We start from the raw sequence: 26,903 nt of genomic DNA on the forward strand, positions 1-26,903 counted from the left end.
CAGACAGAAGCGGCCCAAAAACCGGACGTCAACGAACCGATCAATCTTGCCAAGCGAGGAACGCCATGAATCGGCCATTCAACATGCCTGACGAATTTGTCGAGGGCTTCATGAAGGCGGGTGAAAGCCTGTGGCGCTCGCTCGGATGGGCGCCGAAGGGCGATCGTAACGGGGCCGATCCCGGCCCGGCTCTGAATTCGTCAGGCCTCGCTCAATTGCAGGCGGACCACATGATGCGGCTGTACAAGCTCACCGAGCATGTCCTCAAATCGGCCGCCGGCGTCCAGAGCGAAGCAGGAATCGAGCCCGCGCGCGGCGATCGCAGGTTCAACGCGACGGAATGGCGGGACAATGCCACCTATAGCCTGCTCAAGCAATGCTATCTACTCAATGCGCGCTATTGCGTCGACTTCGTCGAAGCACTCGATCTCGACGAGAAGGAAAAGCATCGGCTGCGCTTCTTCACGTGCCAGCTGGTCGAGGCGATGAGCCCGACTAATTTTCTCGCCACCAATCCTGACGTCATAAAGCTTGCGACGGACAGCGAGGGGCGGAGCCTCAAGGCCGGCTTGGACAATCTCATGGCTGATCTCGGCCGAGGCAGCCTGACGATCACGGACGAGGAGGCGTTCGAGGTCGGAAAAGACGTCGCCGCATCCAGAGGCGCGGTCGTGTTCGAGAACGAGCTGTTTCAGCTCATTCAGTATGAACCCGCGACCGAGCAGGTGACGGCCCGGCCGCTGCTGATCGTGCCGCCATGCATCAACAAGTTTTACATCCTCGACCTGCAACCGGCCAACTCCTTCGTCCGCTTTGCGGTCGAGCACGGCTTGACCGTCTTTATGGTCTCCTGGCGCAATCCGGATGCCTCGTGCGGGCACTTTGGCTGGGACGATTACGTCGGGCAGGGCGCCATGCGCGCCATCGAGGTGACCCGCTCGATCTCGGGTGCCGACAAGGTCAACGTGGTCGGCTGGTGCGTCGGAGGAACCATTCTGTCATCTGCGCTGGCGATCCTGCGGACGCGCGGCGACGAGTCGGTCGCCAGTGTGACGTTGCTGACCACGATGCTCGACTTCCGCGAACCGGGGGACCTCGGCGTGTTCGTAGACGAGGAGGGTGTGCGGCAGCGCGAGCAGACCATCGGCAACGGCGGCATTTACCGCGGCTCGGAGCTCGGGTTCGTCTTCCAAACCCTGCGTTCCAAGGAGCTGATTTGGCCGAACGTGATCAACAACTATCTGAAGGGAAAATCGCCTGAGCGTTTCGATCTTCTGTTCTGGAACGCCGACGTGACCAACCTGCCGGGGCCGATGTATTGCTGGTACATCAGGAACATGTATCTGGAGAACAGACTTCGGGAGCCGAACCAGTTGACGATGTGCGGCACGTCCGTCGATCTGGGGCGAGTCGACCTGCCTGCCTATGTCTTGGCGACCGTTGAAGATCACATCGTGCCGTGGCGATCGGCCTATCGCACCACAGGCCTGTTCAGTGGCAACACCCGCTTCGTGCTCGGAGCGAGTGGGCACATTGCCGGCGTGATCAACCCTGCGTCGAAGAACAAGCGAAGCTATTGGCTGTCGGACAAGCGATGCGAAGACCCGGCGGCGTGGCTTGCGAGCGCTGACGAAAAGCCAGGCAGTTGGTGGAACGATTGGATCGCGTGGCTCAAGCCGTGGGCTGAAGATCAGGTGCCCGCCCGGACGCAACTCGGCAGCAACCTCTATCCTCCGGGGGAAGTGGCACCAGGCCGATATGTGAAAGCGAAGGCAAACTGACTTCGCTGAACGGTCATGGAGCGATTGGAAGATCTCGGAAGAGCTGGCAGTTCGAGCAATCGCTGAGCGAGGCGACCTCATCATTAGATGATGGATTGCTCTTCGTACCGTTTGGCGACATCGATAAGTTGTTGAGGGTTGCCCCAGAAAAGTGCGAGCGAAGCGCTTTGACTGCACATGCACACCTCGGCCTCCGTCTGACGTGTGCATTGAGAATCCGGAGAAGCGATTTCTGCTTCCAATTCATGCAAATATCGTCCTCCGAGCCTTGCATCACCAGCGCGCCGGTGCCGAGCAACACCGGGGTGCAGACCGTTTCCGGCACCGTTGCGACGGGCGGTGCGGCGGCGGTGGTCGGACAGATCGTGACCTTGACCGACAATGGCAACGCCATTGGAACGGCGGTCGTGCAGTCCAACGGCGCCTTCTCGACCTCGGTGAAGCTGCCGGGTCAGGCCAACAATGCAATCCTTGCGAGCGTGACCGACAGCTACGGCAATACCAACAACACCTATCTCGCGACCACGGGCAGCGGTCAGATCACGATCGCGGCCCAGGCCGGCAAGACCAACGATCTCGATTTCACCGGAGGCATTACCGACCACAACCTGTGGTTCCTGCAGTCGGGCAACGACCTGAAAATCGACATCCTGGGAACCAACACCAGCGTGACCGCCACGGGCTGGTTCTCGGGCAGCGCCAACCAATTCCAGGAGATCTCGGCTGGAGGCCTCAACCTTGACAGCCAGGTCTCGCAACTGGTGCAGGCGATGGCGATCTATTCGGCAAGCAACCCGGGCTTTGATCCGACCTCACCGGGTAATACCGTCGCTCCAAACGACGCAGGCCTGCGAAACGCAATCGGGGCGGCTTGGCATGCTTGAGAAGCGGGATGACGATCATCCGATGTCGCAATTCCAGACATTGGAGGTCTCGAGCCTTCGCGTGCTGAAATCTGGCGACCGCCCGGAATCCTTCAGAATGCCATTCCCGGCGGTCTCGCTCTCGCCCTGGTCACGGTTGGCCATAGGATGCCGGGTAAGCCTCCGGTGAAGGCCGTCTTCCCCGATGGTGTTTGAGGGTGAGATGATTTGCTCATTAATTGGCAAGCAAATGAGCAAACGTGACGACGGTTACGGTTCTATCTGGTCCTGAACGGCGGCGGCGGTGGACGAGTGCCGAGAAGCTTCGGATTGTGGAGTGCCAGTATTGTCGAGGTTGCTCGGCGACATGATGTTCATCGCAATCTGGTTACGGCTTGGCGGCGTCAGGTGCACACAGGCGTCCTCTCTTGCGGGCCTGGGCCGATGCATGGCGAGAAGCAGGGCGGCGCTGCTAAAGATAGCCATCGCCAGAAGCGCGCATTTCAGCGTTTGTCGCAACATGGCAATCTCGCACTCTAGGGCGCTTCTCGGGCAGGCCATGCGCATACAATAGCATGAGTAGGCTGGACGGATCGTAAACGAGCTTGTGGTCGACCGAGCCCGACATCTTGGACCGTCCGATCGTGGCCGGCATGGTGGATACCCGGGAGCAGGCGGACGAACTGCCGGTTCACATCCATCGCAAGGGACAGCTCGTCCTCGCCCGGCGCGGCGTGTGACGTGCGAAGTGCCGAGCGGCCCGTGGATGGTCCCACCGCGCTGCGGCGTCTGGATTCCCGGCGGCATGCCCCACAGCAATCGCGTCAGCGGCAGCGCCAGCCTGCTGTTTCTCTATGTGGACATGGATGCGGCGAGCGTGCCGCAGGAATGCTGCACGCTGTCGATCTCACGGCTATTGCACGAGCTGATCCATCGGATGGCGACGCTGCCCCGCTCTACGATCCCGACGGCCCGCCCGCGCAGATCGATCGCCATGCCGACCGAACGGCTGCATCTTCCGATCACGCGGAGTTCGAAACTGCGTATGATCGCCGATGCCTTGATGGACAATCCGGCCGACCGTAGGACCGTGGCGGAGTGGGCGCAAGCCGTCGCGCTCGGCGAGCGGACGCTGATGCGCATTGTGCTCGCCGAGACCGGCATGACCTTCAGTCGCTGGCGTCAGCAGCTTCAGATCATCGTCGCCATCCAGAAGTTGTCTGCTGGCAACACGGTTCAGTCTGTGTCCGAGGCGCTCGGCTACGAGTCGGTGAGCGCGTTCATCACCATGTTCAAGAAGGCGCTTGGCAAATCGCCGGCGCGCTACTTCTCCGAGCGCGAGGCCGGCCAGACTGGCCCGGGGGAGACCTGCCGCGAGACGAACTGCAAGCTTCGCCGGATGCCTGAGGTGCGGGACGCGCTCAATGGACTTTCGAAACGCCGATGGCTGGAGTTAGAGCGCTTCGTTTCGGACGATCTCGATGCCGAAGCCTGACAGCCCCTTGAAGTGATGCGTCGACGACGTGAGGTGACGGATGGAGCTGATCTTGAGATCCCGCAGGATCTGGGCGCCGACGCCGATCTCGCGCCATTGCCGATTGCGGTCGTCTTCGCGCGAACCGATCGGGCCTAGCGGCGCAGGCGGAACGCCCGCCGCGCCGTCGCGCAGATAGACGAGCACGCCGCTGCCATTATCCTTGAAGCGTTGCAGAATGACGTTCATCTTGGCCTGTTCCTGACCCGAGAACAAATCGCGCAGGATGTTGGGTTTGTAGAAGCGCGTGAGGACGTTGGTGCCGTCGCCCAGTTCTCCGTAGATATAGGCGACGTGATGAATGGGGTCGAACGGCGAGCGATACGAATAGCCCTGGAGCGGGCCGATCGAGCTCTCCGCCGTGACGCTCGAGACGCGCTCGATCAGCGTCTCGCGGGCCTGCCGGAAGCTGATGAGGTCTGCGATGGTGACCTGTTTCAGCTTGTGCTTGTCGGCGAACGCCGCGACTTGCGGACCCTTCATCACCGAGCCATCGTCGTTCATCAGTTCGCTGATGACACCGACCGGCTCGAGACCTGCCAGTCTGCACAGGTCGACGGCGGCCTCGGTGTGACCCGAGCGCATGAGTACGCCCCCTTCTTTTGCGATCAGCGGGAAAACGTGTCCCGGCCGGCAAAAATCGCCGGCGCCGGCGTTGGGGTTGGCGAGTGCACGGCAGCACGAGGCCCGCTCTTCGGCCGAGATGCCCGTACCGTTATCCGGCCGGTAGTCCACTGACACGGTGAAAGCCGTGGTGTGAGCCGAGTCGTTGTTGACAACCATCGGGTCAAGCCGCAGGCGTCTCGCGTCTTCGAGGGTAATCGGAGCGCAGACGATTCCCGATGTATGGCGAATGATGAAGGCCATCTTCTCAGCCGTACACCGCGAGGCGGCAACGACGAGGTCCCCTTCGCCCTCGCGATCGTCGTCGTCGGTGACCACGACGATTTCGCCGTCGGCGAGCGCCTGCAGGGCCGCTTCGATCGATCCCGTCATCTCGGTCGCTCTGCTCGCTGGAACCGACGGGTGCTCGCGTTGGGTCGTGTGCGGATTGTCAGGCTCGCAGCGCCGATCGAGCACTCTGCCGATCTTAACTTCACCATTATTGCCAACTGGCCGGAGCCCATGGCGGGGCGCCTCATAGCCTTTCCACGCTGTAGCTGGGACGATTGGTGTCGAGCCCGATCGGCGCATCGGACAGCAAAGGACCGGTTGGGTCGTATCGGGGTCTTGGTGAGCGCTCCAGAGGGCGCGAGGGGGTGGCGCAAGCCTTGACGGTGACCGGCCGATTGGCGTCGATCGGCAGCACGGTCTTGTGCGAAATGCGCTTGAGGGCCAGATTTGATCGAATGCTGCTGACGCCGGGAATGCGGGATAGTTTGTTGACAATCAGGTCTTCGAGATCTTCGATGTCGGCCGCCATGACGCGGAGCATGTAGTCGCTCTCACCGGTCATGAGATAGCATTCCATTACCTGGGCCAGCCGGTCGATGGATCGGGTGAAATTCTCGAGGGACGTCTGGACCTGCTTTTCCAGCTTGATCTGGATGAAAGCCGTTACACCAATGCCGAGCACGGCGGGATCGAGAAGGGCGATCCGTCGATCGATCACGCCGAGTTTTTCGAGTGTTCTGACGCGTGCCAGACACGGCGACGGCGAGAGATTGACGCGTGATGCGAGCTCGACATTGGTCAAGCTCGCATTCTGCTGGAGCTCGTTGAGAATCTTGATATCTATTCTGTCGAGAGAGGTTGTCGACATCGCGTATCTCCCAAGTATGGCAGTCTTCTGCGGCGCGTATCACCGTCGTTTGCGCGGTGATGACAATCGCGTGGTAAAAGCTAACCGCAATTGCGCTTGTGGGATTTCGACAAATCGTCGATTTGTATCGAAAAACCGTCAACCTTTGCATTGTGCATTGCGATCAGGAGGTTAGTTGCCTACTTCCGAAACATTTTTTGCCTATGCGATATGCAGGCCGACGTTGATCCACGGATTCGGTCAAGATGTAATGCCCGCCGCTCCATCGATTGGCTCCCCATGTCACTTGACGGGACGTGCAGAAGAGATCGATGTCGAGAGCTGCCCTGTTTCGTACAACCGCCTGTCGTCGCGTGTGGCCCCGGTCCCACGTCGCTGACCACGCCGCGGGCGTTGCGCGAGACAAAAGGTTCGGCAGCAACGACGCCCACCTCGTCAACCAGAAAATGGCAAAGATCGGCCGGATGCAGAGTTGGATCTAGCGACTCGACAAGTCGTTACAGCATAAAATGCTGATGAAGCTTCTGTGACAGGCGTTGTTCAAGCAGTAATGCTGAGAGGCTCGGGCGACTATCCACCCACGATCGCACTTGGGTAGCGACGGTTTGGATGTCGAGCGTGAAACTGAAGCAAGTCTATTTGACAGCGAACGATCCTGGACGCCTGGCCGAGTTCTACGAAGGCCTGGGTCTGAAGGTGCGCTTCGCTGATCCCGGCAAGTGGATCCAGTTCGTGAGCGATGCGGCTGCGTTCTGCGTCGCCGGACCGACGGAGTCGGTCTCGGACCAGCTGCAAGATGCCGTTCTTGTCTTCGATGTCGATGACCTCGATGCCGCCATGGAGCGTGCCGCAGCCATGGGGGCGCAAGTCGGCGCGGTCCGGGACATGGAAAGTCACGGCCGTGCGGTGAAGGTGCGGGATCCGGGCGGCAACGTCATCCAGTTCTATCAAGCAGCCGGATAGCTCAGACGTTCACCGGGGCAGCGCTGCATGCCCGGACTCACAACCAGACAAAGAGGGCGCATCCATCCCATGAATCCAAGGGTCGTAGCCATGCCGTCCGCAACACCGCCGCTGTCCGAAACGAGCCCACTCGATGCCGCAGCATTCCGTGCTGCGATGCGCAGCGTGCCGGGCACCGTGTCGATCGTCACGACAGGCCGGGCGCCGAACCGCCATGGTCTGACACTGACGGCGGGCTGCTCGCTGTCGGCGGCTCCGCCCAGCGTGCTGGTTTGCGTCAATCGATCTGCCGGTGCGCACGACATCATTCTCAGCAGTGGGTCGTTCTGCTGGAATATTCTAGGAGTCGAGCATCGCGATCTGGCGCTCAAGTTTTCCGGGCAGGACGGCAGCAAGGGCGATATCCGCTTCGGTGACGGTTTGTGGTGCGATCTCAAAACCGGAGCACCAAGTCTGGTCGGCGCGGTCTGCAGCTTCGATTGCCGCGTGGTGAATGCTTACAGCGACAGTAGTCACACCATTTTCACCGGAGAGGTGGTGGCTCAGACCACGAGGGCCGGATGTGAGTCGCTCGTCTACATCGACGGATGTTTCGCCGCGCCAAAGGCGGTCTGAAACACAGGACGACGTCCGACGCCGCTAAGTTTCCGTTACAGCCAAGATGGATCCGATCAGCATGCAAGGAAGACGAAGACTTTCCATCGCGCATCCATCAGCGGTCGGTCGCTGATGCTGTCGCTCTGGCTCAATGTCATCGCCGGCGGGGTGCTCATCGGGCTGGTTTACGGGCTCGTCGCGCTCGGTCTCACGATCATCTTCGGCGTCATGCGCGTGGTCAATTTCGCTCATGGCGAGATGGTCGTGTTCGGGATCTACATCGGATACTGGACTGTTCGAATCTGGGACGTCCCGATCGTTGTAGCCGCCGCGATCGCCGCGGTCGTCATGTTCGTGTTCGGCTATCTGCTGGAGACGCTCGTCGTGAAGCGGTTCGTCAATCGGCCGCATCACTATCAGTTCATCGTCTTCATCGGCCTCTCACTGCTTTTCAGCGGCGTATTGCTGATGTCGTTCGGTCCGGATCCGCGGCCGACGGCGTCTCAGCTGTCCTTCCAGACCGTGAGCGTGGGACCGCTCACCTTGGATTGGGCCCGCATCCAGGCGGCCGCTACGGCCGGACTGCTGATCGCCGCACTGGGAGCCTATCTGAAGTATTCCGCATTCGGCCGATCGCTGCGGGGCGCCGCCAATAATCGACTGGGCGGACTGGTGGTCGGGCTGAATATCCCTCGGGTCTATGCGGTGACCTTCGGCATCGGAGCCGCCTGCGCTGGCGTCGCCGGCACATTGATCTCGCCGCTGTTCGATGCGCAGCCCTATCTCGCCGTCGACTTCACGCTGCTGGCCTTCGTGACGGTGATCGTCGGCGGTCTCGGCAGCTTCGGTGGCGCTCTTCTGGGCGGCCTGACGATCGGGGTCGCCGAAGCGATCGCGGCCTTGATGTTCACGCCGTCGATGAAAACAGCACTCCCTTACGCGCTCCTGATCATCATCCTGATTTTCCGTCCGAGGGGGTTTTTCGGTGCAAAGGACATCTGATCAAGCCAGCGACACCAAGCGTTGGGGTGCCGGCGCTCTGGTCTTCGCCGCCCTGGCCGTGGTGGGTGGCATGTCCAACGCCTACGTCATCTCACTTCTGACGATCGTCCTGTTGTTCACCTTCATGGGACAATCGTGGAACCTGATGCTCGGGATCGGCGGGCAGCTGTCCATCGGTCACGCGCTGTTCGTTGGAATCGGTGCGTATGCGGTGGCGATCCTGAACATCAAATACGGCGTCACCCCGTGGATCGGTCTGCTGCTGGGCGCGGTGATTGCGGGCTTCGTCGGCGCGGTGCTGGCGTGGCTGAGCTTCCGCTTCGAGGTCCGTGGCATCTATTTCGCGCTGCTCACGATCGCAGCCGCCGAATTCGCCCGGATCATGTTCGGCGGGTGGGACTATGTCGGCGGCATGCAGGGCCTGTTCTATCAGGCGCCGAGCGGCACGATGGACCTCGGGATGCTGCGCGGTGACGCGCGGTTCTACTACTTCGTCGCGCTCGCGCTTGCGGCCATCGGCGTCGCGGGAACGGAGCTGATCTCGCAGTCCTATTGGGGCTATGTCTGGCGGGCGATGCGGGACGACGAAGAGGCCGCCCGCGCACTGGGGGTGCGGACGTTTCGCCACAAGGTGCTGGTGGTCTCGATATCGGCCGCGACGGCCGCGGTCGGCGGCGGCGTGCTGGGCTTGGTGCAGGGTGCGATCTTTCCGGATTCGATCATGGGCATGGCGATCTCGGTCGACGTACTGATCGGCCCTGTGGTCGGCGGATTGGGCACTGCGTTCGGCCCGCTGGTCGGCTCGATGGCCGCGATCCCGCTGCATCACGCCATGGGGGCGCTCGGCGACAGCCTGGGGCTCCCCGGACTGAACAGCGTCGCCTACGGGGCGGTGCTGATCCTGGTCGTGTGGTTTCTGCCCGACGGCATCTGGCCGGCGATCGTCCGGCTCTACGAGGCGATCCAGCTGCCGGCGCGCGGCCGGATCTCACAATTGCGGAAGGTCGAGGAATGACCGCGCTGCTCGAAGTGAAGAACCTGACCAAAGCGTTCGTCGGATTGGTCGCGGTCAATGACGTCAGCTTCTCACTGCAGGCAGGCCGCATCACCGCCCTGATCGGGCCGAACGGCGCCGGCAAGACCACCTGCTTCAATCTCGTCGCCGGGGCGCTGAGACCGACCGCCGGGCGGGTGCTATTCGAGAGGCGTTCGCTCGAGCGCGAGCCGCCCGAAGCGGTGTGCCGCATGGGCATTGCGCGCACCTTCCAGATCGTCCGACCGATGAAAGATATGTCGGTGCTCGAGAATGCCATGGTGGGCGCCTTCAGCTGGACGACGAACGTCAAGGAGGCGCGGGACAAGGCGTATGAGTCGCTCGAAAATGTCGGGCTCGCCGGCAAGGCGAATGCCCGGACGGATCAGTTGACGTTGCCCGATCGCAAGATGCTCGAGATGGCGAAGGCGCTCTCGACTCGCCCCAAGTTGCTGCTGCTCGACGAAGTGATGGCGGGGCTGCGTCCGACCGAAGCGGCAGGCGTCGTCGGCGTGCTGCACCGGCTCGCCGAGGGTGGACTGACGATCCTACTGGTCGAGCACGTGATGCGGATCGTGATGGAAGTGGCGTCGACCGTGGTGGTGCTACACCACGGCGCCAAGATCGCCGAGGGCAAGCCGTCAGAGGTGGTAGCGGATCCTGCGGTGCTGGAAAGTTATCTGGGAGCCGGTTTCCATGCCTGACGACGCGCTTCTCGAAGTCGACGACCTGTGCGTGGCCTATGACGGCTCCAATGCGCTGAACGGCGTGTCGCTCCGCATCGGCAAGGGTGAACTGATCTGCGTGGTCGGCGCCAACGGCGCCGGCAAGACCTCTCTGATCCGATCAATCGCGGGGATCGTGCCGTCGTCGCGCGGTTCCGTCAGGATCAACGGAGTCGAAATCTCGCGGCTACCGCCGTGGGACATCTGCGAAATGGGCATCGCTCAGGTCGCCGAGGGCCGCCAGATTTTCAGTGCGCTCTCCGTCGAGGACAATCTGCTGATCGGCGGCTCGCTGAAGCGGGCCAGGCACGACCTGGCAAATACGCTTGATTCCGTCTATCAGCTGTTCGGGCGACTTCGCGAGCGCCGCGACCAACTCGCCGGCACGCTGTCCGGCGGCGAGCAACAGATGCTGGCGATCGGTCGGGCGATCATGTCGAAGCCAGAAATCGTGATGTTCGACGAGCCGTCGATCGGACTGTCGCCGGCGCTGACCGATGTGATGTTCGGCGTCGTCAAATCCCTCAACGAGCAGGGCATCACGGTCCTTCTCGTCGAGCAGAATGTCGCCAAGTCGCTCGCTCTGAGCAGCCGCGGCTATGTGCTCGAGAACGGCTCCGTGGTGTTGCATGGATCTAGCCGCGATCTGCTCGAGAACCCCGATGTCCAGCGCGCCTATCTGGGATTGTGAGGCGCGCCGTCTCGGCGAGGCGTCGGGCGTTGCGGCTCTCGTCTCGCCGCCGTTCGGTCCACCGCTCCCCGGCTGTTGCAGCCGCCTCTCGCTTGGGTCTCATTGATGAATACTGCCACTTCTCTCCTGATCGAGCGTGATCAAGACCTGGTCACGATCACGATGAACCGGCCGCCGGCCAATGCGCTGAATGCGCAACTCATCGTCGAGTTGCTGGAGGCGATCCGGCGCCTTGCCGACGACGAGAATCCGCCCGGCATCGTGCTCACCGGAAGCGGCGACCGCTTCTTCAGCGCAGGCGGCGACATCAAGGAAGTCGTCGGGATCGACGTCGCGAGGCCGCGCATCCGGTTCTTCCACGAACTCCTCGTGGCGATGGAGAACTATCCGGGCCCGATCGTCTGCGCCGTCCGCGGCTATGCGGTCGGAGGCGCCCTGGAGTTTCTGCTGCATGCGGACTATGTTGTGGCCGATGCGGCGTGCAAGATTGGATTTCCGGAAATCAACCATGGCCTGCTACCGGTGACCAAAGGCATGCGCCGGGCCGTCGAGAAGCTCGGCGTGCGGGCGGCGCAAGAGCTGCTGTACTGGGGCGAGCTCGTCGGCGCGGAGCGCGCCGTGGCGATCGGCGCCGTGAACGAGATCGTCCCGACCGAGGAGGTCGCATCCCGTGCGCGAGACGTGTGCGGCGTGTTGCGGCAGAAAGACCGCAAGCTGTTCCATGCCATCAAGCGATCGCTCAACCTCACCGCGCAAATGAGCGATCAGGCGCTCGAAAAAATGACCGTGGCCGACCTCGACGCCTATGTCACAGCCGAGAGCTCAACCAAAGCGCGTGCGAGATTCTTATCAAAGAACAGTAAGGGTTGAGCCGATGACGCGCGGATATCCCGATCAGATCTATCTGGAGCAGATGAGCCACGAGGAAGTCGCCGCGGCGCTGGCCGATGGGTGCACGACGGTCGTGATCCCGCTGGGGGCCGTCGAGCAGCATGGGCCGCATTTGTCTTTGGGCATGGATGCGGATCATGCCGATGCTCTGGCCGAGCGGATCGCGCGCAGCCGCGGCAACACGCTGGTGGCGCCGACCATCACGGTCGGCTGCTCGTCTCACCATCTGCCATTCGCGGGTACGATCTCGCTACGGCCGGGGACGCTGGAAGCGATTTGTGTCGATTATTGCACAAGCCTGGCGCGGCACGGCTTCAAGCGTATGCTGATTCACTCGGGTCACATCGGCAATTTTCCGGTCCTGAAGGACATGCTCGGTCGCTTGCGCGAGGCTGTCCCCTCGGATGTCGAGATCCTGGCGTTCTTCGACTCGACGAAATGGATCGACACGTGGCGCGATGCGGTGCGCGAAGCCGGAGGAGACGTGTTGGCCGTCGGCGGCCACGCCGACATCGCCGAGACGTCGCTGATGATGGTCATTAGGCCCGACAGCGTCAGACCGGACCGCTTCGAGGTGGGCCATCTTGGCGGCTTGTCGGAGGCTGATCTCGAACTGATGTGGAAGAACGGCATCCGATCGGTTTCGCAGAACGGCGTGATCGGAAGTCCGATCGGCTCGAGCTACGCCATCGGCGAAGCGTGCCTCGCGGCGGTCGCCGAGTTGCTGATCAAGACCTTCGATAGCGAGGCCGGAGCCGCCAGCGCCCGCCGTTGACGGTCAGCCCGTCCGCTGCGTGGCGAAGCTTCCCGGGGCGTCTGCCATGTTGCGAATGCTGACAGCATAAAATTCGGAAAGCGTTACTACGCAACGCGGCTTTCGGGCGAAAATATCGCCACGCCTATGAAACCCTGTGCCATCTCGCAAGCTAAAAGGATTGAGACATGGCACTTACGTTTGGGTTCTGGTCTGAACAGGAAACCCAGGTCGGCCACAGTTACTCGCGCAGGCTTCACGAACTGGTCGACGAAGTCCGTCTGGCCGAGAAGGTCGGCTTCGACTGCGTCGCGCTCTCCGAGCAGCACGTGGCACTGGGCGGGATCTCGAGCTCGGCGCCCGAAGTGGTGTTCGGCTATCTGGCCGCGGTGACGTCGCGCGTCAAGCTGCGCGCGGCGGTGACGCTGATGCCGCAGCGCATCAACCACGCCTTGCGTTCGGCCGAGCGGCTTGCCGTGACCGACATCCTGTCCAACGGCCGCATGGAATTCTACGGCGGCCGCGCCAACACCACCATCGCGATGCGGGCGTTCAACGTCGATCCGAACGAAACGCTGGCGCAGATGGAAGAAGGGCTGGCGCTGCTGAAAACGGCGATGCGCCAGGACATTTTCACGTTTGACGGCAAGTACTACCAGATCCCTCCGCGCCAGCTGGTTCCGAAGCCGCTGCAGAAGCCGCATCCGGTGATCGGGATCGCGGCGACCAGCGAGCGCAGTCATCTCTGGGCGGCCTCGCAGGGCTTCGCCGTGATGAGCAGCAACATCTATCAGGGCTGGGAAGCTCAGCAGAAGCTGATCGACTCCTATCAAAAAAACTGGAAGTGCGACGCGGAGGGACCGCTGCAGCGTCCGCGTATCGGCATTCCGCTGTTCATCGGCATCGGGAAAACGGACGAACAGGCCAAGGCGGATTATGCCGGCCCGCTAATGCACTATGCCAAGATCTCGACCGATGCCTATCCGCGTCTCGCGGCGATTGCCGACGACTACAAATACATGGGGGAGAGCGTGCCGTCGATGGAGCGCGCCGCCAACGACTGGGACTATCTGGTCAACGAGTCGGCCACGACGGTGTGCGGCAGCCCCGATACGGTCATTCGTCAGATCGAGAAGTTCGAGGCCATGGGTATCGACGAGGTGCTGCTGCACATGGACTCCGTCCCGCACGAAAAGATCATGGAGGCGATCGACATGGTCGGTCGCTACGTCATCCCGCATTTCAACGACGGAAACAACGTCGTGCGGCCGACCGAGGAGATTCTCGGGCAGATCCGGCTGATGCGGACCCAGAAGCAGTAATCGAACGGTGAAATCAATGTCGCAATACGGCTACAAGTACCTGATCGTCGAGCAGCGCGCCACTGGCGTCGCGATCGTCACGATGAACCGCCCGGAGATCCTCAACGCGATCAACTGGGAGATGCACGAGGAGCTCGAAGACGTCTTCGTCAAGCTGGATCACGACAGTTCTGTCAACGCGATCGTTCTCACCGGTGCGGGCCGCGGATTTTGCTCTGGTGGCGATCAGAAGTCGCTGGATAAGGGAACGCTGCCGTCCCCGACGCGCAGCGGTCGCCACCTCATCCGCAACATGCTGGAAGTCGAAGTGCCGATCGTCGCGGCCGTCAACGGTGTCGCGGTCGGCCTGGGTGCCACGCTCGCGCTGTTCTGCGACGTGATCTATGCGAGCTCGACAGCCCGTTTCGCCGACACGCATGTCAATGCCGGCGTCGTCGCGGGCGATGGCGGCGCGGTGATCTGGCCGCTGCTGATGGGGCCGGTACGCGCGAAGCACTATCTGATGACCGGCGAATTCATCTCCGCCGAGAAAGCGGCTGCTATCGGTATGATCAACGAGGTGGTCGCAGACGGCAACGTTCTCGATGCCGCGATCGAATACGCCGAACTGCTGGCAAGCGGGCCGAAGGAATCGATCGTGTGGACCAAGTACAGCGTCAACAAGATCATCAAGCAGTACGCCCACCTGCTGCTCGACACCTCTGCGGCGCTGGAGATGTTGACGTTCAAGTCGCCCGAGCGGGCCGAGGCGGTTGCCGCATTCGCGGCCAAGCGCAAGCGTTTCGCGGAGCGCTGAGATGAACGTCGCTGAGATGACATCCGGCGCCCAGTTGGCGGATACGACCGTCGTGCAGCTTTTGGCCGCGCGACTCGCGGAGCGGCCCGACAAGATCGCCTTGCAACAAAAGCGTCACGGCGCCTGGACCGCCATGACGTGGGGCGCCTATGCGCAGCGTGTCGTGAACCTGGCCAGCGCGCTGCGGCGTGCTGGTCTCGAGCGCGGCGATCGGGTCGCGATCATGGGCGATTCGTCCGAGGAATGGCTGATCGCCGACATGGCCACGATGTGCGCCGGCGGCGTCATGGTGGGCGTTTACTTCACCTCGTCACCCGAAGAAGTGGCTTACTGCTTCACGGATTCAGGCGCGAAGTTCGCGTTCGTCGGCGGGGAGCCGCAGCTTCGCATCGTGCTCGCCTCCGGTCGGGCCGAGCAGCTCCGCGGCATCATCGTGCTCGACCCGGATTGGACCGGCGAGGCCTCGGCGTCGATCAAGTCGCTGGCCGACTTTGTTGGAGCACACGATGTCGATGCGCATGACTATCTGCAGAAGGAGAGCGCGACAGCAAAGGCGTCCGATGTCGTCAGCATCGGCTATACGTCCGGGACGACCGGAAACCCCAAAGGCGCCATGCTGACGCACCTTTCCATTCTCGCCGGCGTTCATTGCATCACCCTGTTCGGCCCCAGCATGCACGAAGAGGAGCACCGGGTGGTCGTGCATTTGCCGATGTCGCACACTGTGGCGCGCGGGCAGGCGACCACGTTGCCGCTGATCGCCGACGCAGTTCCATATTTCGGCGAGACGACCGCGGACTTCGCCCAGACGATCAAAGAGGTGAAGCCGACCTACTATATGGCGCCGCCGCGGTTCTACCAGCGCTTTGCGACACAGATCCTCAGCAAGGTGCATCCCGCCGGGGAAGCGGGAGATCAGAACTACACGCTTGCCGTGACGATCGCGCGCAGGGCGCTCGAAGACCGTCAGCGCGGCCACGAGGATGCCTTCGTCTCCAAACTGTTCGCGGCCTGCCGCGAGCAAGTGTTCCTGCCGCTGCTCGCGGAGGTCGGTTTCGACGAACTGAAGGTCGCGTTCACCTCGTCGGCGGCGATGCCGTCCGAGCTGATGTCGCTGTGGCAGTTGTGGGGCTTGCAGCTCAAGGAGTGCTACGGCCAGACCGAACTGGTCGGTGCCAATCTGGTGCAGATGGCGGAGTGGCCGAAGGCCGGCAACGTCGGGGTCCCGCTGCCGGATCCGGCGTGGGAAACCGCCGTGCTCCAGGACGGCGAGATGATCGTCCGTGGACCGGGATTGTTCGCGGGCTATTGGAACAAGCCGGACGAGACGAAAGCGGCGCTTCGCGACGGCTGGCTCTACACCGGCGACATCGTCGAAGTGTCGCCGGAAGGAACCTTCAAGCTTGTCGACCGGAAGAAGGAGATCATCAACACGTCGAACGGCAAATCGATCAGCCCGACTCAGATCGAAAACGAGCTGAGGCACAGCCCGTTCATCTCCGAGGCGGCTGTGATCGGCGAGGGGCGAAAATATCTCACCGCCCTGATCGAAGTGGATGCCACCGCCACAATGGACTGGGCGAAGTCGCGCGACGACAAGATCGCGAGTTACGCGGACCTGGCAGGCTCCGAGATCGTCAACCGGCTGATCGAGGCGGAGATCGGCAAGGCCAACGGAAGGCTGGCGCGAGCCGAGCAGATCAAGGCGTTCCGCATTCTGCCAGAGGAGCTGTCGCTCGAGAACGGCGTGATGACGCCGACGCGGAAGAAGCGTCGCAAGCAGATCAACGAGCGCTATCAGTCGCTGATCGCGTCGCTCTACGACGAAACCGAGGAAGAATTGATCAAGGCCGAGATGGGCCTTTGAGGTCGGCGGTCGGTCCCAAAGCGTACGAAGCTACCAGTCGAGATAAGATTTCACTCCTTCAGCAACAGGACATCGAGATGACCAAGCGAAGCGGAATCACGCGGCGGACGATTGTCGGAAGCGGATTGGGAATTGCGGTAGGCCTGGTATCAAGGCCATCGTTTGCGGCGAACACGAAAGTGAAAGTCGGAGCGATCATGCCCAGCAGCGGCGTGCTGGCGTTTCCCGGTCAGGCCTGCGTGCGCGGCATCGATCTCGGCGCCAAATTCGCGCGTGAGAAGTTCGGCCTCGACATCGAGATCGTTCACGCCGATACGCAAAGCCGTCCGGAGAACGGCCGGATTGCCGCCGAGAGCCTGATCCGGCAGGGCTGCACCGTGCTGATCGGCGCGTGGGATTCCGGTGCCACCATTTCGGCGCTGCAGGCCTGCGAGGCCGCCAAGGTGCCGATGGTGGTCCACATCGCGAGCGCCACCCAGGTAACTTCACAGGGCTTCACCCAGGTGTTCCGCTATTACCCCACGTCGCTGACCATCGTGCGGCAATCGTTGGCCGAGCTGAAGTCCGTGCTCGGCACGCTGAAGGATCCGCCGAGCAGCGCCGTCGTTCTCCATCTCAACAACACGATGGGGCAGTCGACGGCGGCCAGCATCGATCAGGCGTGGAAGGAAGTGGATGTTCCGCTCAAGATCGCGCAGCACGTTGCCTATGACGAGAAGGCCAAGGATCTGTCGGTGGAAGTTGCCAAGGCGAAAGCGTCGGGTGCCGATGCTTTGATCTCGGTCACGCGCGTCAACGACGCGATCATGATCGCGCGCGAATGCATCAAGCAGGGCTGGGACCCGAAGATGGTGTTTTCGCCCAACTCCAACGGCGTGTCCGACAAGGCGTATCACGACGCGCTCGGAAAGTATGGTGACGGTCCGGTTCTGTCGGCGTTGTGGCTCAATCCCAAGGGCGCCGAGACCGACAAGATCATGAAGATGTTCGCGGCCGACTACCCGAACGACTGGTTCGATGCCAATGCGGGCTGCGCGTTCGAGGCGGTGCAGATCGTCGCAGACGCCGTGACGCGGGCGGCTTCGCCGGAGTCGGCGGCGATTCACGGCGCGCTCAAGAAGACCGACATGAAGCCGATCCTGATGTACGGCGACAACACCAAGTTCGACGAGACCGGCCAGAACATCCACTGTTCGATGGTGATGCTGCAGGGTTTGAAAGGCAGGCCTCGGGTGGTGGCTCCAAAGGCCATTGCGGAAGCGTCGCTCGAGTATCCGCTTGCGCCTTACAGCAAACGCTGACGTCGTTACGGGCGGCCCCGCGAAAGCGTCGCGGGGTCGCGGTCGTCAAGTGCCCAGGCAGGGACGTGCGAGCTAGGGCAAACTGTCCGAATTAATCAGGCGCGACCGCTCGGCAAGGAAGCGGCGGGGGCTCTTTCCCATCGTCTTCTTGAACATCGTGATGAACGCGCTGGGGGTTTCGTACCCCAGTTCCAGCGACACGGCCTGGACCGAAGTGCCCGCCGTGAGGCGTTGCATGGCGATCAGAATGTGGAGACGCTGGCGCCAGCGCCCGAAGGTCATCCCCGTTTCCTTGGCTATGAAGCGTGCGAAGGTACTCTCGCTCATCGCGTAGCGCGAGGCGACTTCGTCCATCGTGCTGCGGTCGCCCGGATTATTCAACAAGGAGGTCGCGAGGTGTTGAAGACGGGCGTCGGGGGAGATCGGCAAATACATTTCATCCGTCGTCGACATCTGCACGAGTTCGTCGAGCAAAACCCGGCCGAGACGGCTGGTCGGTCCTTCCAGCGGATAGAGCGGTGGGAACACCGAGAGGCGGTGGATCAATTCCCGCACCAGCGACGTGATCATCAGCGTGCAGCAGGTCCGCGGCAGCATGCTGACCTGCGGATCGATGAACACTGTGTAGAGTTTGCCGAAATCGGCCACGCAATTGCTGTGCTGCACGCCGGCCGGGATCCATACCGCGCCTTGCGGAGGCACGATCCACAAGCCGCCGGGCGCCCGGCACATCACCGAGCCGTGAGATGCGACGACCAATTGGCCTTTGCGGTGTGAGTGCAGCGGCAGGTCGTCGTTGTCTTTGCTGGTTTCGAGACAGAATGAAGTGACGGGACGATCGAACTGATCCGGATCGACAGGATCATAGTTGATCCGAAGATCGGGCAGATCCATTCGCGCAAAATCGCGATCGAACTCGGTCTCGGGCGGCATTTCAATCCTGCCAATTCGTCAAGTCAGTCAAGCCTTGATGCAGATCCTGCTGCTAGCCGAGGTTAGCTGTTTTGAAAGGTCAGGTCACTAGTCGCGGCGAGCCGTCGAGTTCGCTGATCTGCGACAAGATGCCCGCTACTGCGGCGTGAGCGCTGAGCGATGCGGCATGCTGCGCCGTGACCAAGCGGGAGCACCTGTCAGGCGGCCGACGGCTCGATCACTCGCCCGATTAAACCAACAGCAGAGAATGCTGCGATGCTAGCCTCGGCGTCCCGCCGGAGCCGACCAATCCGTCGGAACGCGGCCGTATTCAGCAGCACGTGCCATAGCACCCGATGCTACCAAGTGCGGGCTTTCTCGGAGCCCGACGCATGACTGCACACATCGATCCGCCACGCAAGGCCGTCAACGCCGATCAGGATGCGGTCGAAACCGCCGATTGGCTCGCCTCGCTTGGATCGCTCCACCACAGCGCCGGTGCCGAGCGCGTGCGATACATCCTGGCTGCGCTCGATCGGCGCGCGAAGGAGCTCGGCGTTCTGCCGGACTCTCCGCCGTTTTCGCCCTATCGCAATTCTATTCCGCTCGAGCAGCAGAAGCCCTACCCCGGCGACATCGCGATCGAGACCCGCCTGACGGCGATCATTCGCTGGAACGCGCTCGCGATGGTGGTCCGTGCCAACAAGGCCTATGGGGAGCTCGGCGGGCACGTCGCCAGCTACGCCTCGGCCGCGGAGATTTTCGAAGTCGGTTTCAATCATTTCTTTCGCGCGTCAAGCTCCGAGTCGGAGGGCGACTTGGTGTATTTCCAGCCGCATTCGTCCCCCGGAGTCTATGCACGAGCGTATCTCGAAGGCCGACTGTCGGACGAAAATCTGAAGCTGTATCGCCAGGAACTGAGCGGCCCCGGTCTGTCGTCCTATCCGCATCCCTGGCTGATGCCGGAGTTCTGGCAGGTGCCGTCGGCGTCGATGGGCCTTGGGCCGATCAGCGCGATCTACCAGGCGCGGTTCATGAAGTATCTGCAGCATCGCGGCCTGGTGCAGACGGCTGGTCGCCACGTCTGGGGTGTGTTCGGCGACGGCGAGATGGACGAGCCGGAATCGATCGCCGGGCTCGCCCTGGCGGCGCGGGAAAATCTCGACAACCTCACCTTCGTCGTCAATTGCAACCTGCAGCGCCTGGATGGGCCGGTCCGCGGCAACGGGCAGGTGATTCAGGAACTCGAATCACTTTTCCAGGGCGCCGGCTGGAACGTCATCAAGGTGCTGTGGGGATCGGACTGGGACGATATCTTCGCGCGCGATAGCAAGCATGCGCTGCTGCGCAAATTCGCCGACACTGTCGATGGCAAATATCAGACGCTCGGCGCCAAGGATGGGGCCTACAACCTCGCCCACTTCTTCAGCGAGGATCCCGAGGTCCGGGCGCTAGTTGCGCACATGTCGGACGCGGATATCGACGGCCTGAAGCGCGGTGGCCACGACTTCAAGAAGCTGTTCGCGGCCTTTGCCGCCGCGAAGGACATTAAGGGTCGGCCGACCGTCATTCTGGCGAAGACCAAGAAGGGCTACGGCATGGGCGGCGCCGGCGAGTCGCGCATGACGTCGCACCAGGCCAAGAAGCTCGATGTCGACGCGCTGTATGCGTTCCGCGACCGGTTCGCCCTGCCGCTCAGCAACGAGCAAGTCGAGGAGCTGGAATTCTTCAGGCCTGCGGAAGACAGCGCGGAAATTCAGTACCTGCGCGCCCGTCGCGCGGCACTCGGTGGCTACATGCCGGCGCGGCGACGCGCTTCGGCGGCGCTGCCGGTGCCGCCGCTGCAATCCTACGCGGAGTTCGCGCTGCGCGGCGACGGCAAGGAGACGTCGACCACGATGGCGATCGTGCGGCTGTTCACCAATTTGCTCAAGGACAAAACGCTCGGCCCGCGCATCGTCCCGATCGTCGCCGACGAAGCCCGCACCTTCGGAATGGCGAACCTGTTCAGACAGGTCGGCATCTACTCGCCGGCGGGACAGCTCTACGAGCCGGAAGATGCCGGTTCGATGCTGTACTACAAGGAAGCGATCGACGGTCAATTGCTGGAGGAGGGGATCACCGAGGCGGGGGCGATTTCGTCATGGACCGCGGCGGCGACCTCCTACAGCATCCATAACTTCCCGTTGCTGCCGTTCTATATCTACTATTCGATGTTCGGCTTTCAGCGGGTCGGCGATCTGATCTGGGCGGCGGCGGACCAGCGCGCGCGTGGCTTTTTGATCGGGGCGACGGCCGGCCGGACGACGCTCGGCGGCGAAGGCTTGCAGCATCAGGACGGGTCCAGCCATCTGATGGCGGCGACCGTTCCGAACTGCCGGGCCTACGATCCGGCATTCTCCTACGAGGTGGCCGTCATCGTCGATCACGGCATGCGGTCGATGCTCGAGCAGGGCAACGACGAGTTCTATTACCTCACGGCGATGAACGAGAACTATGCGCAGCCCTCGATGCCCGACGATGCACGCGACGGCATCATCAAGGGTCTCTATCGGGTTCTGCCGAGCGCTGACGGGCCGGCGAAGATCAGGCTGGTCGGCTCGGGCGCCATTCTCCCGGAGGTGCTCGCCGCCGCAGCGATGCTGCAAAGCGAATGGAAAGTGGCCTGTGAAGTCTGGTCGGCAACGAGCTTTTCCGAGCTGGCGCGGGAGGCGCGCGATGTGGAGCGAACTAATCGGCTCTCGCCACTGTCGACCCCGGTCGAGAGCCACGTCGTACAATGCCTGGGCGGCAAGGTGCCGATCGTCGCGGCATCGGATTATGTCCGGGCGTATCCGCAACTGATCGGTTCTTACATCGAGGCGCCCTATACGGTGCTGGGCACCGACGGCTTCGGGCGCAGCGATACACGCGCCGCGCTGAGATCGTTCTTCGAGGTCGATCGCAAGCAGATCGTCGTTGCGGCGCTGTCGGCGCTGGCAAAATTGGGTCAAGTGGCGCGTGAGCAGGTCGCCGAAGCCATCGCCAGCTACGAATTGCCGACCGGCGTTGCATCGCCTTGGTCGCGCTGAGAGAGGGCGGAGCGCGCATGTCTCGTTCAATTGAAGTCGTTCTGCCAGATATTGGGGACTACAAGGATGTTCCGATAGTCGAAATCAATGTGTCGGTCGGCGACGAGGTCACGATCGACATGCCGTTGCTGTCGATCGAGTCCGACAAGGCGACGATGGAGGTGCCATCCCCGGCCGCAGGCACGGTGGCCAAACTGATGATCGACGTCGGGGTGCGGGTTTCTCAAGGTTCGGTTCTGATGGTCCTCGAAGGGCGCGGCGAATCCACCGCGCCTCCGCCGGCGACTGCGTCGGCACCGCAGGTGGAGCAACGGATCTCGCAGCAGGAGGCGCTGTCACGGCCGGCGCCCGTGGCTCCAGTCGATGACTCGCGAGCACGTGCACAGCAGCCGCAGCTTAGCGGGGCGGCGCATGCGTCGCCGTCGGTCCGCGCTTTGGCGCGTGAGCTCGGCGTGACGCTGGACTCTGTCGTGCCCACAGGCCCCAAGGGCCGGATTTTGCGCGAGGATGTGGCGGCCTTCGTCAACGGACTGGTGCGATCGAGACCGGCGACGGCGCCTGAGCCCGGCGCCCCGGTCGATTGGCCCAAGGTGGATTTCGAGAGGTACGGCGCGGTCGAGCGCCTGCCGCTGACACGGATCCAGAAGCTGACCGGTACGAACCTCTCGCGCAACTGGAGCGTCATTCCCCATGTAACGAATTTCGACAGAGCGGATGTGACCGACGCCGAAGCCTTTCGTCAACTCGCCAATGCCGAGGCCGCGAAGGACACGGCGAAGCTCACCATGGTGTCGCTGCTGATCAAGGCCGCGGCCTTGGCGCTGCAGAAATACCCGCGCTTCAATTCCTCGCTCGATGGTGATGAGCTGATCTTGAAGCACTACGTCCACATCGGATTCGCCGTCGACACACCGAAAGGTCTGGTCGTGCCGGTGATCCGGGACTGCGATAAGAAGGGCCTTCGGCAGATCGCCGCGGAGATGCGCTCGCTCGCCGACAAGGCGCTCGCAGGGCAGCTCGCGTCGGGCGACATGCAGGGGGGCTGTTTCTCGGTGTCGTCTCTGGGAGGCGTCGGCGGTCAGGGATTTACGCCCATCATCAACGCGCCCGAGGTTGCAATCCTCGGAGCCGGGCGTGCCGCCACCGAGGCAGTCTGGAATGGGCGCGAATTCGAACCGCGGCTCGTCCTTTTCCTGAGTCTGTCGTGGGATCACCGGGTCGTCGACGGCGTGGCCGGAGCCCGGTTCCTGAGCTTTGTCGCGTCGGTGCTCTCCGATCTGCGGCGCTTCGCATTGTGAGGACGCAGATGCGGACAGAGGAGATCCGGGTCCCCGACATCGGGGACTTCCGAGACGTCGAAGTCGTCGAGGTCCACGTCAGGGCGGGCGACGTCGTCGCGCGAGAGCAGGCGTTGATCACCGTGGAATCCGACAAGGCGACGCTGGAGATTCCGTCGACGATTGCAGGGGTGATCACGAGCATTTCGCTGCGCGTTGGAGACAAGGTGTCTCAAGGCTCCATGATTGGCACGGCGTCGGCGTCGGACGAAGCGGTCGCGCAAGGCGAGACGGTCTCGGCGGATCAGGCCGATGCTGGCCAGCGCGCAACAGATCATACGCGCTACGATCTTGTCGTGATCGGAGGCGGGCCGGGCGGCTATTCAGCAGCGTTTCGGGCCGCAGATCTTGGACTGAGGACCGCGATCGTCGAACGCTACGGCACCTTGGGCGGAGTTTGCCTGAATGTCGGATGTATCCCGTCGAAGGCGCTGCTTCATGTTGCGGCCGTCAAAGAGGAAGCCGAGCGGATCGCCGATATGGGCATTCGCTTCGGTGCGCCGCAGATCGATCTGCAGGGGCTGCGCGCCTTCAAGGACGGTACCGTCACGAAGTTGACGGATGGGCTGAGCCAGATGGCGGCGGCGCGCCGCGTCACGGTGATCGGCGGCACCGCGAAATTCGTCTCCGCCACGCGGCTCGAGATTGCCGGCGACGGGACGAGCTCGCAGCAGATCGATTTCGGACAATGTATCATCGCGACGGGCTCGCGCGCGGTGCAGTTGGCGGTGCTTCCCAAGGACGAGCGGGTCGTGACATCGACCGGCGCGCTCGCGCTGCGAAGCATTCCGGGCCGCATGCTCGTGATCGGAGCGGGGATCATCGGGCTGGAGATGGCGACCGTCTACAGCGCGCTCGGCGCCAAGATCGATCTTGTCGAAAGGCTTCACGATATCCTGGCGGGCGTGGATGCCGACGCGGTGAAGATCTGGCGTTCGCGCAACGCGCATCGCTTCGAGCATATCGACCTTGAAAGCAGCGTATCGACTGCCGTGGTGACGCCCGACGGCGTGACGGTTGCTATCACGGGCGCGTCAGTTGAGACGCGATCCTACCATCTCGTGCTGCAATCTGCGGGCCGCGTTCCTAACAGCGGCGAACTCGGCCTCGAACGGATCGGCGTTGCAGTCGATCCGAACGGCTTCATTCAGGTCGACGAGCAGATGAGAACGACGGCGCGCAACGTCTTCGCCATCGGCGACGTCGTCGGCGGTTCGATGTTGGCCCACAAGGCCGTTCACGAGGGGCACGTCGCCGCGGAAGTAGCGGCCGGGAAGCCGGCGGCCTTTACGGCGAAGATCGTCCCCAATGTCGCCTACACCGATCCTGAGATCGCCTGGGTCGGCAAGTCCGAGCGTGATGTCGCCGAATCCGGAGGGAAGATCCGTTCGGCAAAATTCCCATGGGCCGCGTCCGGCCGGGCCATCGCGTCGGGCGCGTCCTATGGCATGACGAAGCTGTCGTTCGACGCCGAAACCGGTCGCATCGTCGGGGGCGTGATCGTCGGACCGCATGCCGGCGATATGATCGGGGAAATCTGTCTCGCGATCGAAATGGGGGCTGACGCTATCGATATCGGCAAGACCATTCACCCCCATCCGACCCTCGGCGAGACGATCGGCATGGCTGCCGAAGTCCATGAGGGCATTTGCACCGACCTGCCTCCAATCGCCAGAAAGCGGTAGATCAGTTGGCCCAATCGATGTCCGTTATCGAAGCCCTTGAACAACGTCGCGCCGGTGCCAAACTCGGCGGCGGCGAGAAGCGCATCGACGCGCAGCATGCGCGCGGCCGCCTCACCGCGCGGGAGCGGATCGACCTGCTGCTCGACAAGCATTCGTTCGAGGAGATGGACATGTTCGTCGAGCACCGCTCCACCGAGTTCGGCATGGAGAAGAACAAGGTGCCGGGCGACGGCGTCGTCACCGGCTGGGGCACCGTCAACGGCCGCAAGACCTTCGTCTTTGCCAAGGATTTCACCGTGTTCGGTGGCTCGCTGTCCGAGACCCACGCGCTGAAGATCACCAAGCTGCAGGACTTGGCGATGAAGGCGCGGGCGCCCATCATCGGCCTCTATGATGCCGGCGGCGCCCGCATCCAGGAAGGCGTCGCCGCGCTCGCCGGCTATTCCTACGTGTTCCGCCGCAACGTGCTCGCCTCGGGCGTGATCCCGCAGATCTCGGTCATCATGGGCCCCTGCGCCGGTGGCGACGTCTACTCGCCGGCCATGACCGACTTCATCTTCATGGTGAAGAACACCAGCTACATGTTCGTCACCGGCCCCGACGTCGTGAAGACGGTCACCAACGAGGTCGTCACCGCCGAAGAGCTCGGCGGCGCCTCGGTGCACGCCACGCGCTCCTCGATTGCGGACGGCGCCTTCGAGAACGATGTCGAGACGATTTTGCAGATGCGCCGTCTCATCGACTTCCTGCCGGCGAACAACACCGACGGCGTGCCGGAATGGCCGAGCTTCGATTCCATCGAGCGGGTCGACATGTCGCTGGACACGCTGATCCCCGATAATCCGAACAAGCCCTACGACATGAAGGAACTGATCCTGAAAGTCGTGGACGAGGGCGACTTCTTCGAGATCGCCGAGGGTTTTGCCAAGAACATCGTCACCGGCTTCGGCCGTATCGCGGGCCGTACTGTCGGTTTCGTCGCCAACCAGCCGATGGTGCTGGCGGGCGTGCTCGACAGCGACGCCTCGCGCAAGGCCGCGCGCTTCGTCCGCTTCTGCGACGCCTTCAACATCCCGATCGTCACCTTTGTGGACGTTCCCGGCTTCCTGCCCGGCACCGCGCAGGAATATGGCGGCCTGATCAAGCACGGCGCGAAGCTCCTGTTCGCGTACTCGCAGTGCACCGTGCCGCTGGTGACCATCATCACCCGAAAAGCCTATGGCGGCGCCTTCGACGTCATGGCGTCCAAGGAGATCGGCGCCGACATGAACTATGCGTGGCCGACCGCGCAGATCGCGGTCATGGGCGCCAAGGGGGCGGTCGAGATCATCTTCCGCAGCGACATCGGCGACCCCGACAAGATCGCGGCCCGCACCAAGGAATACGAAGACCGCTTCCTGTCGCCCTTCATCGCCGCCGAGCGCGGCTATATCGACGACGTCATCATGCCGCATGCAACGAGGCACCGCATCGCACGGGCGCTGGCCATGCTGGGTGACAAGAAGATGGAAATTCCGGCCAAGAAGCACGACAACTTGCCGTTGTAGGAAGAGCTGTGTTCAAGAAGATTCTGATCGCCAATCGCGGTGAAATCGCCTGCCGGGTCATCAAGACCGCGCGCCGCATGGGAATTGAGACGGTTGCGGTCTATTCCGAAGCCGACCGCGACGCCCTCCATGTCGAGATGGCCGACGAGGCCGTGCTGATCGGCCCGCCGGCCGCCGCCGAGAGCTATCTGCTGATCGAGAAGATCGTGGAGGCCTGCCGCAAGACCGGCGCCGAGGCCGTGCATCCCGGCTACGGCTTCCTTTCCGAGCGCGAGGCGTTTCCGCGCGCGCTGGAGGCCGCAGGCATCGTCTTCATCGGCCCCAACCCGGGCGCGATCGCGGCCATGGGCGACAAGATCGAGTCGAAGAAGGCGGCGGCCAAGGCCAAGGTCTCGACCGTCCCCGGCTATCTCGGCGTCATCGAGGACGACAAGCACGCGGTCAGGATTGCCGACGAGATCGGCTATCC

24 protein-coding genes are annotated in these 26,903 nt (G+C 62.7%); 20 read left to right on the forward strand and 4 right to left on the reverse strand.

Annotated elements, in window-relative coordinates; translation table 11 throughout:
* Positions 1 to 110 precede the first annotated feature (110 nt).
* Both AABA86_RS30120 and AABA86_RS30125 read left to right on the forward strand, forming a co-directional pair.
* Entirely contained in the window at positions 111 to 1,781 is a 1,671-nt protein-coding gene (locus AABA86_RS30120) for a PHA/PHB synthase family protein (protein WP_338309402.1), read from the forward strand.
* 95 nt (positions 1,782 to 1,876) lie between these two features.
* Positions 1,877 to 2,665, forward strand: coding sequence for a hypothetical protein (locus AABA86_RS30125; RefSeq protein WP_338309381.1), 789 nt, complete (start codon positions 1,877 to 1,879; stop codon positions 2,663 to 2,665).
* A gap of 249 nt (positions 2,666 to 2,914) precedes the next feature.
* Here AABA86_RS30125 and AABA86_RS30130 read toward each other — a convergent pair whose 3' ends face one another.
* On the reverse strand, positions 2,915 to 3,166 hold the full coding sequence (locus tag AABA86_RS30130; protein ID WP_338309382.1) for a hypothetical protein: 252 nt from the start codon (positions 3,164 to 3,166) through the stop codon (positions 2,915 to 2,917).
* Positions 3,167 to 3,380: 214 nt separating this feature from the next.
* On the opposite strand from AABA86_RS30130, the gene AABA86_RS30135 reads away from it, so the two are divergent.
* A complete protein-coding gene (locus AABA86_RS30135; RefSeq protein WP_338309383.1) occupies positions 3,381 to 4,139 on the forward strand; it encodes an AraC family transcriptional regulator in 759 nt (252 codons plus the stop codon).
* Here AABA86_RS30135 and ribB read toward each other — a convergent pair.
* Both ribB and AABA86_RS30145 read right to left on the reverse strand, forming a co-directional pair.
* Entirely contained in the window at positions 4,098 to 5,174 is a 1,077-nt protein-coding gene (gene ribB, locus AABA86_RS30140) for a 3,4-dihydroxy-2-butanone-4-phosphate synthase (protein WP_338309384.1), read from the reverse strand. The two genes, AABA86_RS30135 and ribB, sit on opposite strands and share 42 nt — an antisense overlap.
* Before the next feature lie 142 nt (positions 5,175 to 5,316).
* Positions 5,317 to 5,874, reverse strand: a complete 558-nt coding sequence (locus tag AABA86_RS30145) for an Lrp/AsnC family transcriptional regulator (protein WP_240536499.1) — start codon at positions 5,872 to 5,874, stop codon at positions 5,317 to 5,319.
* 675 nt (positions 5,875 to 6,549) lie between these two features.
* Here AABA86_RS30145 and AABA86_RS30150 point away from each other — a divergent pair.
* From AABA86_RS30150 to AABA86_RS30205, 12 genes are all read left to right on the forward strand, one after another.
* Positions 6,550 to 6,903 carry a VOC family protein gene (locus AABA86_RS30150; protein ID WP_183233617.1) on the forward strand — a complete coding sequence of 118 codons (354 nt, stop codon included), beginning with the start codon at positions 6,550 to 6,552 and terminating at the stop codon, positions 6,901 to 6,903.
* Positions 6,904 to 6,993: 90 nt separating this feature from the next.
* Entirely contained in the window at positions 6,994 to 7,518 is a 525-nt protein-coding gene (locus tag AABA86_RS30155; RefSeq protein WP_018316668.1) for a flavin reductase family protein, read from the forward strand.
* Between the two features lie 114 nt (positions 7,519 to 7,632).
* Positions 7,633 to 8,502 carry a branched-chain amino acid ABC transporter permease gene (locus AABA86_RS30160; protein WP_338309385.1) on the forward strand — a complete coding sequence of 290 codons (870 nt, stop codon included), beginning with the start codon at positions 7,633 to 7,635 and terminating at the stop codon, positions 8,500 to 8,502.
* Positions 8,486 to 9,517 carry a branched-chain amino acid ABC transporter permease gene (locus tag AABA86_RS30165; RefSeq protein WP_338309387.1) on the forward strand — a complete coding sequence of 344 codons (1,032 nt, stop codon included), beginning with the start codon at positions 8,486 to 8,488 and terminating at the stop codon, positions 9,515 to 9,517. Before AABA86_RS30160 ends, AABA86_RS30165 begins: the two co-directional genes overlap by 17 nt.
* The gene (locus AABA86_RS30170; RefSeq protein WP_028140599.1) at positions 9,514 to 10,239 is read left to right on the forward strand and encodes an ABC transporter ATP-binding protein; all 726 of its coding nucleotides are present in this window, start codon (positions 9,514 to 9,516) and stop codon (positions 10,237 to 10,239) included. Before AABA86_RS30165 ends, AABA86_RS30170 begins: the two co-directional genes overlap by 4 nt.
* Positions 10,232 to 10,951: an ABC transporter ATP-binding protein gene (locus AABA86_RS30175; RefSeq protein ID WP_338309388.1), complete on the forward strand. Its 720-nt coding sequence runs from the start codon at positions 10,232 to 10,234 to the stop codon at positions 10,949 to 10,951. The genes AABA86_RS30170 and AABA86_RS30175 overlap by 8 nt, the downstream gene beginning before the upstream one ends.
* 75 nt (positions 10,952 to 11,026) lie before the next feature.
* Positions 11,027 to 11,821 carry an enoyl-CoA hydratase/isomerase family protein gene (locus tag AABA86_RS30180; protein WP_338309389.1) on the forward strand — a complete coding sequence of 265 codons (795 nt, stop codon included), beginning with the start codon at positions 11,027 to 11,029 and terminating at the stop codon, positions 11,819 to 11,821.
* A 4-nt stretch (positions 11,822 to 11,825) separates the two neighbouring features.
* A complete protein-coding gene (locus AABA86_RS30185) occupies positions 11,826 to 12,617 on the forward strand; it encodes a creatininase family protein (protein ID WP_338309390.1) in 792 nt (263 codons plus the stop codon).
* Between the two features lie 167 nt (positions 12,618 to 12,784).
* Complete coding sequence (locus AABA86_RS30190; protein WP_338309392.1) at positions 12,785 to 13,918, forward strand: LLM class flavin-dependent oxidoreductase; 1,134 nt, start codon at positions 12,785 to 12,787, stop codon at positions 13,916 to 13,918.
* 16 nt (positions 13,919 to 13,934) lie between these two features.
* Positions 13,935 to 14,714, forward strand: coding sequence for an enoyl-CoA hydratase/isomerase family protein (locus AABA86_RS30195; RefSeq protein ID WP_007594449.1), 780 nt, complete (start codon positions 13,935 to 13,937; stop codon positions 14,712 to 14,714).
* A gap of 1 nt (position 14,715) precedes the next feature.
* Positions 14,716 to 16,581 carry an AMP-dependent synthetase/ligase gene (locus AABA86_RS30200; RefSeq protein ID WP_338309393.1) on the forward strand — a complete coding sequence of 622 codons (1,866 nt, stop codon included), beginning with the start codon at positions 14,716 to 14,718 and terminating at the stop codon, positions 16,579 to 16,581.
* A 77-nt stretch (positions 16,582 to 16,658) separates the two neighbouring features.
* Positions 16,659 to 17,882: an ABC transporter substrate-binding protein gene (locus AABA86_RS30205; RefSeq protein ID WP_028140593.1), complete on the forward strand. Its 1,224-nt coding sequence runs from the start codon at positions 16,659 to 16,661 to the stop codon at positions 17,880 to 17,882.
* Between the two features lie 72 nt (positions 17,883 to 17,954).
* On the opposite strand, the gene AABA86_RS30210 is transcribed toward AABA86_RS30205, so the two are convergent.
* Positions 17,955 to 18,815, reverse strand: coding sequence for an AraC family transcriptional regulator (locus AABA86_RS30210; RefSeq protein WP_173015766.1), 861 nt, complete (start codon positions 18,813 to 18,815; stop codon positions 17,955 to 17,957).
* Positions 18,816 to 19,186: 371 nt separating this feature from the next.
* Here AABA86_RS30210 and mdeB point away from each other — a divergent pair, with 371 nt between their 5' ends.
* The 5 genes from mdeB to AABA86_RS30235 form a co-directional block, all read left to right on the forward strand.
* Positions 19,187 to 21,865, forward strand: coding sequence for an alpha-ketoglutarate dehydrogenase (gene mdeB / locus AABA86_RS30215; protein WP_338309394.1), 2,679 nt, complete (start codon positions 19,187 to 19,189; stop codon positions 21,863 to 21,865).
* 17 nt (positions 21,866 to 21,882) lie between these two features.
* Positions 21,883 to 23,163, forward strand: a complete 1,281-nt coding sequence (locus tag AABA86_RS30220) for a 2-oxo acid dehydrogenase subunit E2 (RefSeq protein WP_338309395.1) — start codon at positions 21,883 to 21,885, stop codon at positions 23,161 to 23,163.
* Between the two features lie 8 nt (positions 23,164 to 23,171).
* Entirely contained in the window at positions 23,172 to 24,887 is a 1,716-nt protein-coding gene (gene lpdA, locus AABA86_RS30225; protein WP_338309396.1) for a dihydrolipoyl dehydrogenase, read from the forward strand.
* 17 nt (positions 24,888 to 24,904) lie between these two features.
* On the forward strand, positions 24,905 to 26,434 hold the full coding sequence (locus tag AABA86_RS30230) for an acyl-CoA carboxylase subunit beta (RefSeq protein ID WP_338309397.1): 1,530 nt from the start codon (positions 24,905 to 24,907) through the stop codon (positions 26,432 to 26,434).
* 8 nt (positions 26,435 to 26,442) lie between these two features.
* Positions 26,443 to 26,903 (forward strand): biotin carboxylase N-terminal domain-containing protein (locus AABA86_RS30235; RefSeq protein WP_338309398.1); only part of this gene is annotated, 461 nt, incomplete at its 3' end.

It is taken from the genome of Bradyrhizobium sp. TM233 (assembly GCF_036247965.1).
Lineage (GTDB): Bacteria > Pseudomonadota > Alphaproteobacteria > Rhizobiales > Xanthobacteraceae > Bradyrhizobium > Bradyrhizobium ottawaense.